Raw genomic sequence first — 7,590 nt, forward strand, 5'->3', positions numbered from 1 at the left:
ATACATAAGAAATAATGTTGGGGAAAAGGAGAGAGTATATTGTTCCGAAAAATAAAGGGTATATTAGTAGGGGTGCTATGTGTAGCTGTAGTAAGTGGTTGTGGAACAAAAGTAAGTGATGTGGCATTAGTAAGTGATTTTGGTGGGAACGTTGTAGAGGCCAAGGCTGATGTACAGGATTCAATTAGCTTAGTGGATGGGCGTACTGGTACTGAAGTGAAGAAAATAGACTTATCGAGCTTAGGGTATTTTGAAGATGAGGCGAAATTCAAAAAATCGGTAACGAAGGTTGCTGGTGAAGTTGGAAAAAGCGTTGACAAAAAGATGGTCCCTTCACGTATAGCGCCTGATGGATCATGGCAAGAAGGAAAGCCTTCTTATGAATTAATGGAAAAAGAATTAGTAGACAAATTATTAAATGTAGGTATGTGGGATTCTTCATATCAGTTACCTATCGTTGAGAAAAAGCCTACCGCAACATTAAGTGATGCGCAAGGAAGTGGCACGGTAATTGGTAGATATGAAACGAATTTAGGTGGCTCAGCAGGTGGCCGTATTGAGAATATTCGTTTGTCAGCAGCGAGCATAAATGGAGTTGTATTAGCAAAAGGAGACAGTTTCTCTTTTAATGCATTGATCGGTGATACAACGCCAGATAAAGGATATCAATTAGGTAAAGAAATTGTAGATGGTAAATTAGTAGATGGTTATGGTGGTGGCGTTTGTCAAACATCATCAACTCTATACAATGCAGCAGATCAAGCTGGTTTAAAAATGGTAGAGAGAACTACACATTCTAAAACAGTAGGTTATGTCCCGCAGGGAAGAGATGCTACAATTGCGTATCCATATTTAGACTTAGTATTTGAAAACACGAATGATGCTCCTGTTAAGCTTTATATGGGCATACAAGGCGGAAAGTTAGTTGCTGAAGTACATAAGATGAAATAAATATATAGTTAAAGGGTAATAAAGTAAAAGATTTATATAATAGAAGCCATCTCTTCTGAATTTCAGAGGAGATGGCTTTTTGTCATTAATGGCCTATGGAAAACTATTAATTCTGATTTTTCTTATTTACATAGTGTGTTTTTGGTTGTATCCTTCATAGTAACGGCTATGTTAATTTGTTTTGAAATAAAGGACTAGGAGAGGAAGTTATTCATGGTACAAATTCATCCGAAAACACGTATTGGTCATGTTGCATTTAAAGTAAAAGATTTAGAGAGTCAAATTGTTTTTTATGAGAATGTAGTAGGGTTAGAAGTAATTAAGCAAGAGGGGAATAAAGCATATTTAGCAGGAAAAGGTGGTGAGAATACGCTACTTGTACTTGAGAAGTTAGAAGATGCAGCGCTTCAAGAACCACGTACGACGGGTATATATCATGTAGCCTTTTTAGTTCCGACTCGTGAGGCTTTTGCTTCGGCACTATTTGGGGTGATTCGTAATAAGAACGTAATTGATAGTCCAGCTGAACAAGAAGGACGTTATACATATTCAAATGAAATTTTACCAATTTCAAGGTTTAATAGTGCAAGTGATCATACGTATAGTGAAGCGTTTTATTTACAAGATTTAGAGGGGAACGGTATTGAGATTTATGCGGACCGTCCTCGAGATCAGTGGGGAGAAGGGCCAGGAGGAAGTACGCCACTTGATTTAAAAGAACTAGCAACGCTCGTTGATTATGAATTTGATGGTTTACCTGCTGACACTGTGGTTGGACACGTACATTTACGAATAGCTGATGTCGAGAAGTCACATGAGTTTTATGTAGATACAGTAGGTTTTGAAGTACAACAGCGTGAAGATGATTGCTTATTCATTTCGGCAGGAGTGTATCATCACCATATCGGTGCAAATACGTGGAACGGGGTAAATAACCCGCATCCACCAGCACATGCAACGGGACTAAAAGTATATACGATTGTACTACCTCATAAAGAAGCTTTAAATGAAGTAAAAGAAAGATTAATAGAAAAACAACATGAGATAAATGAAACTACAAATGGATTTACGGTAGTAGATCCGAGTGGTATTACAGTGCAGTTTGAAATAGAAGTAGTATAAAACAAGCCAGAAAGTGTGTAATCACTTTCTGGCTTGTTTTTGATTATTTAGAGCTCAATCCAATACCTTCTCACAACATTACCATCTTCTTCAGTGAAATCTTCATCACGGAGACCGCCGTTATGTAAAATCGTTTTCTCTGAAGCTGTATTCACTTCGTCGCAAACGACAAGTGCTTTCGTGATGTTTAATTCTTTCGTTTTTTCTAATGATAACTCTAGTAACTTCGTAGCATATCCTTTTCTTCTTTCGGAAGGGCGAATGCCATAACCGATATGGCCTCCAGCATTAAATAAATGCTCCGTCAAACTATGACGAATATTAACTGCTCCCAAAATTTTATTTTCATTTGTAATGAGCCAATAAGTAGAAGCTGTTACCCATGTTTTAGGTATATTTATTCCGTTATGTGCGTCGTGTAATTCTTGAATCATTGCCGTGAAATTAGAAGGGTCTTTTGAGATCACCCACGGAATCATTGTTTCGCCGCTATTTTTCCATTCGTTATAAAAATCTAAGTATTCTTCATGTAAATCGGTAGTAGGTGTAATTAAAGATACATTCATCGTTTGTAGGCTCCCTTTATTTATATTTTATTTCAACAAAATTTCAGTATAAAAAGAAAGTGATTTATAAATTTCTCAACCCCATTTCATATGCCATATTCAACTGAAAATAAGTTGCACGTTAAAGTTTAAAGAGTTTCGTGTGAAAAGTAGGTAGTTTTATTTATGTTAATATTTAAAATATTAACATAAATCCATTGGGATATTAAATGTATTTTAATAAAATGCTTTTATTTTGATGGATAGATGCATGTGATAATTTTTGTTTTATCTATCTATAATGAAAGGAAATAAGTTAGTAGGTAGTTACTATACGCATCCAGGGAAGTATTATTTACATGTATATCAGTACGGCGGGGGAACAGGGAATTATGCGGTAGAAGTGAAATAGTAAAAGGGTCGCCGTGAATGGCGACCTTTTTTTATTATGCGTTATACCCAAATAATTTTAGATCTTCTTCTGAGTCTGAAATTATTTTCTCGAATCGTAATCCTACTTTTTCTAAAAGTTTTCCTGAAACAGTGTTATCTATAGAAGTAATTGCTACAATTCGTTTCATTCCTAGTTTTTGTACACCGTATTCCATTACCGCAGCAGCAGATTCATAGCCGTATCCTTTCGAGCGGAATTTTTCTAAAAAGGCAAATCCGATATCGATATCTTCTAATGAATCTCTTTTAATAAGACCACACATACCAAGTGGAGTAAGATCTTCTTTTCGTTCTACTAAGTAAAGACCAAAGCCAACCTTGTTATACATATCGACTGGTCCGTTTAAAATATAATTTGTTGCGTCTTTTAAGTTTCTAACCTCTTTATCACCGATAAACTGAATCCATGCAGGATCGTTTACTAACTCGAGAATAAACGGAGCATCTTTTATATCGAGCCAGCGAAGAGTGAGTCGTTCAGTTTCAAGAACTATCAATCTATTGCACCACCTTTAACAGTTATAACAATTAGTATGGATTGTACAAAATAAAAGTGCAAGTTATTTTAATTGAGAGTTACTTGTTCACATAAAGTTCGATTGTTTTGCATAGAAGGATATTTTATAATTAGGATTAACTGGAAAGAGTGAGATACTTATACAATGACTCCTAGGAAACTAGGAGTTTTTACTATATAACTATCATTATTACTAAATATGACACACTACACATTCTACTCAAGGAGGTACATAATGAAGAAATTATATAATGCATCGTTTACTTATTTAATTATCGGTTTATTGTCAGGAATATTTGCTAGGGAGTATGGGAAATATAAAGGGATTTTAGGCTCTACACTATTAAATCTGTTGCATACGCATACGTTAGTACTTGGCTTTTTCTTCTTTTTAATTGCTTTAGGATTAGCAAAAGTATTCGCTTTTCATGAAGTGAAAGGATTTAATAACTGGTTTATTTTACATAATATCGCATTAACTTTAATGTTAGGTTCGTTGGCAGCGAGAGGACTTCTTCAACTAAATGGAGCGGACTTTAAAGGGTTAACTTATATTGTAGGGTTCTCTCATTCTATGATGGCATTTACTTTAGTTTGGTTTATGATTTTGTTGAAGAAATCGTCTAAAATGTAGTTTTATAAAAAAGAACTTGTAGGGAATACTGCAAGTTCTTTTTTATATATAAAATTACACGAATCTTACTATTCTGATTATTTTGTATAAAAATGGTATAATTAATGCGGCGTAAATAATATAAAAGGAGAGTACGTAATGGAAATAACAATTGAACGTTTAGTAAATGAATTAAAGGATGTACTTCCTGAAGATCAAGTAGTGGTTAATAAGACAGTAAGAGAGTTACATAGTAAAGATGAATCTTACCATACTAGTAGTTTGCCGGATGTAGTTGTGTATCCAAAAACGGCTGAAGAAGTTAGCGAGATTATGAAAGTAGCGAGTCTGCATGGAAAGGCTGTCGTTCCATTTGGAGTAGGCTCCAGTTTAGAGGGCCATATAATTCCGTATGAAAAGGGGATTACGGTTGATTTTTCATTAATGAACAAAATACTTGAAATAAGAGAGAAAGATTTTCTTGTGAAAGTACAACCAGGAGTGACTCGTTCTCAGCTCAATAAAGAATTGAAAAAGTATGGTCTATTTTTTAGTGTAGATCCAGGCGCAGATGCAACGTTAGGAGGGATGGCTGCTACAAACGCGAGCGGAACGACAGCGGTTAAGTATGGCGTAATGCGTGATCAAGTTCGTGATTTAGAAGTGGTACTTGCTGATGGACAAGTGATACATACTGGCAATTTAGCGGCGAAGTCATCATCAGGTTATCATTTAAATGGTATTTTCGTAGGATCAGAAGGTACGCTTGGATGCTTTACAGAGCTAACAGTAAAAGTATACGGCATACCAGAACATGTTATGGCTGCGAGAGCATCGTTTCCAACTATAAATGATGCAGTAGAAGCTGTTATTAATATACTGCAAGCTGGTATTCCAATTGCGAGAATAGAGCTCGTTGATGAACTATCTATGAAACAAGTAAATCATTATAATGAAACAAATTACAGAGAAGAACCAACACTGTTTTTAGAGTTTCACGGAAATGAAGCAGGGCTAACGCAAGATATCGAGTTTACGAAGGAAATTGTTTTTGATCATAAATGTAAAGAAGTCGCTTTTGAAACTGAAACTGCGGCAAGAAATAAATTATGGGATGCAAGACATAACTTAGCATATTCTTACGTTCATAGTTATCCTGGTAAAAAGCTAATGAGTACGGATGTTTGTGTACCAATTTCAGAATTAGCTGGTGCAATACAGCATGCGAAAGAGACGTTAGATAAAGTTGGTCTTGTTGGTGGTATTCTTGGCCATGTAGGAGACGGGAATTTCCATGTGCTCTTAATGATTGATCCAAACGATAAAGATGAAGTGAAAAAAGGGGACGAAATAAACGAAAGTATCGTATTGTATGCTCTTAAGCGTGGCGGAACTTGTACAGGAGAGCACGGCGTTGGAATAGGGAAGCAGAAGTATCAAGAAGAAGAACATGGGGCTGCGCTTTTAGTAATGGAAAAAATAAAGAAAGCTCTTGATCCGCAAAATATTTTAAATCCGAATAAAATTTTTAAGTTAAAAGATAAGGAATGATGAAGTTTGGAGAAACGCATTATACATTTTGAAGGATTGGTCGTCTTATTAGCTGCGATTTATATATATGCATTATGTGGATTTAGCTGGTTATTATTTATCGTATTACTTTTTGCACCTGATTTAGCAATGGTGGCGTACGCCATTAACAAACGTGTTGGTGCACAAATTTATAATCTATTTCACACATATATCATATCCATATTACTTGTTTTAATAGGGGTCTATTTTAAGGTGGATACGATTTTAATGGTTGGTTTAATATGGACAGCACATATTGGGATGGATCGAATGATTGGGTATGGATTGAAATATGAGACTGATTTTAAGGATACGCATATTCAGAGGTTATAAAAGTGATTTGAGAAGGATGGGTCAATTGAAACAATTTATTACTGTTGAGAAATATAATACACAATGGGAAAGTGAATTTTGTAAATTACAGACGGTGATTAATAACGTAATGGGAGAACTTATTTTTTCTATAGAGCACGTTGGGAGTACATCTGTTAAAGGTCTTGCTTCTAAACCGATATTAGATGTCGATGTTGTAATAGAAGATTATGATGTTTTTCCTAAAGTAATAAAGGGGTTTGAAAAGATAGGATATTTTCATCAAGAAGAGTGGAGTTTTAAGGGGAGAGAGGCTTTTGGAAGAAAGGATCAATATGTTCCGAGGGATGGGAAGAATACAATTTGGATGGAACATCATTTATATGTATGCGATAAGAATAGTGAAGAGTTAAGAAGACATGTGGCGTTTCGTGATTATCTTCGTGGAAATCCAAACGTTGTTATTGAATATGGGAAGTTAAAGAAAGAGTTAGCAGAAACGGCGGAAAATCGCTCAAGTTATAGCTTAGGTAAAACGGAATTCATTGAAGCTGTATTGGAAAAAGCTATGAAGGATAGTTGAATAAGGGAGTTTGTATCAATAAGAAAATAGACTAAGGTGGCAGAAATCATATAATGCCACCTATTATTTTTGAAGAAGAGGTTTTACTATATGAACTGACCTTATAAAACAATTACAATCTGTCCCTGCCAAATAATAAATCTCGTAAATATAATGGGAAATAAGAAGATAAGAAAAGAGGGAGCTTATGTACATACCAAAACATTTCACTATACAAGATGAAGAGAAGAAGTACGAAATTATTGAACAAAATAGCTTTGCAACTTTATTTTCTCAACATAACGGAGCACCGTACGCAACGCATTTACCGTTATTGTTAAATAGGGAAACACTTACTTTATCCGGGCATTTTGCACGTCCAAATGAGCAGTGGAAAGATAGTGAAAATCAACAAGTGGTAGCTATTTTTCAAGGGCCACATAGTTATATCTCTCCATCATGGTATGAAACAAATAAAGCAGTACCAACATGGAACTATGTTGCGGTGCATGTATATGGAGAGTTAGAAATTGTTGAAGATGAACAGGAATTAATAGATTCACTTCAAGATTTAGTACATAAATATGAAAATCCAAAAAGCACCTACTCACTGAATGATGTAGATCCGAATTATATGGAAGGATTAAGTAGGGGAATAGTTGGGTTTAAAATAAAGATAAATAAAATAGAAGGAAAAGCGAAGTTAAGTCAAAATCATTCTGTGGAGAGAAGAGGATTAGTTGTAGAAGAACTTGAGAAAGTTGGGAGTGAAGGGAGCAGGGGGATTGCGAGATGGATGAAGGAGCAGTTGTATAATAATGAGGGTTAACGATTACATATAGAGTGCGCTCGGTAAATCAAATAATTATAAAAAAGTCGTGCTAATTTTGAAGTGCACCCCAATTGTTAGACACAGTCTAACAATTGGAGGTGCACTTTTTTA

The 7,590-nt window shown here is 35.2% G+C and carries 10 protein-coding genes; 8 read left to right on the forward strand and 2 right to left on the reverse strand.

Features of this window, described 5'->3' with window-relative positions; genetic code table 11:
- Positions 1–39: 39 nt before the first annotated feature.
- Positions 40–951 (forward strand): VanW family protein, encoded by a 912-nt coding sequence (locus AB3X48_RS14485; protein WP_002111070.1) that lies wholly within the window; start codon positions 40–42, stop codon positions 949–951.
- A 213-nt stretch (positions 952–1,164) separates the two neighbouring features.
- On the forward strand, positions 1,165–2,073 hold the full coding sequence (locus AB3X48_RS14490) for a VOC family protein (protein ID WP_016105797.1): 909 nt from the start codon (positions 1,165–1,167) through the stop codon (positions 2,071–2,073).
- A gap of 47 nt (positions 2,074–2,120) precedes the next feature.
- Here the strand turns inward: AB3X48_RS14490 and AB3X48_RS14495 are convergent, their stop codons facing one another.
- The gene (locus AB3X48_RS14495; protein ID WP_016105796.1) at positions 2,121–2,639 is read right to left on the reverse strand and encodes a GNAT family N-acetyltransferase; all 519 of its coding nucleotides are present in this window, start codon (positions 2,637–2,639) and stop codon (positions 2,121–2,123) included.
- 262 nt (positions 2,640–2,901) lie between these two features.
- Here AB3X48_RS14495 and AB3X48_RS14500 point away from each other — a divergent pair, with 262 nt between their 5' ends.
- Positions 2,902–3,030 (forward strand): hypothetical protein, encoded by a 129-nt coding sequence (locus AB3X48_RS14500; protein ID WP_256416131.1) that lies wholly within the window; start codon positions 2,902–2,904, stop codon positions 3,028–3,030.
- A 34-nt stretch (positions 3,031–3,064) separates the two neighbouring features.
- Here the strand turns inward: AB3X48_RS14500 and AB3X48_RS14505 are convergent, their stop codons facing one another.
- Positions 3,065–3,568, reverse strand: a complete 504-nt coding sequence (locus AB3X48_RS14505; RefSeq protein WP_016105795.1) for a GNAT family N-acetyltransferase — start codon at positions 3,566–3,568, stop codon at positions 3,065–3,067.
- Positions 3,569–3,823: 255 nt separating this feature from the next.
- Here AB3X48_RS14505 and AB3X48_RS14510 point away from each other — a divergent pair, with 255 nt between their 5' ends.
- The 5 genes from AB3X48_RS14510 (at position 3,824) to AB3X48_RS14530 (ending at position 7,476) form a co-directional block, all read left to right on the forward strand.
- Positions 3,824–4,222, forward strand: coding sequence for a DUF2871 family protein (locus tag AB3X48_RS14510; protein ID WP_002199739.1), 399 nt, complete (start codon positions 3,824–3,826; stop codon positions 4,220–4,222).
- Between the two features lie 138 nt (positions 4,223–4,360).
- Positions 4,361–5,752: an FAD-binding oxidoreductase gene (locus AB3X48_RS14515; protein WP_016105794.1), complete on the forward strand. Its 1,392-nt coding sequence runs from the start codon at positions 4,361–4,363 to the stop codon at positions 5,750–5,752.
- Positions 5,753–5,758: 6 nt separating this feature from the next.
- Positions 5,759–6,106, forward strand: coding sequence for a DUF4260 domain-containing protein (locus tag AB3X48_RS14520; protein ID WP_002199741.1), 348 nt, complete (start codon positions 5,759–5,761; stop codon positions 6,104–6,106).
- A gap of 25 nt (positions 6,107–6,131) precedes the next feature.
- Positions 6,132–6,668 carry a GrpB family protein gene (locus AB3X48_RS14525; protein WP_016105793.1) on the forward strand — a complete coding sequence of 179 codons (537 nt, stop codon included), beginning with the start codon at positions 6,132–6,134 and terminating at the stop codon, positions 6,666–6,668.
- Positions 6,669–6,855: 187 nt separating this feature from the next.
- Complete coding sequence (locus AB3X48_RS14530) at positions 6,856–7,476, forward strand: FMN-binding negative transcriptional regulator (protein WP_016105792.1); 621 nt, start codon at positions 6,856–6,858, stop codon at positions 7,474–7,476.
- The last annotated feature ends 114 nt before the right edge of the window (positions 7,477–7,590 follow it).

Origin of the sequence: Bacillus sp. S4 (assembly GCF_040838205.1) — a bacterium.
GTDB lineage: Bacteria > Bacillota > Bacilli > Bacillales > Bacillaceae_G > Bacillus_A > Bacillus_A cereus_U.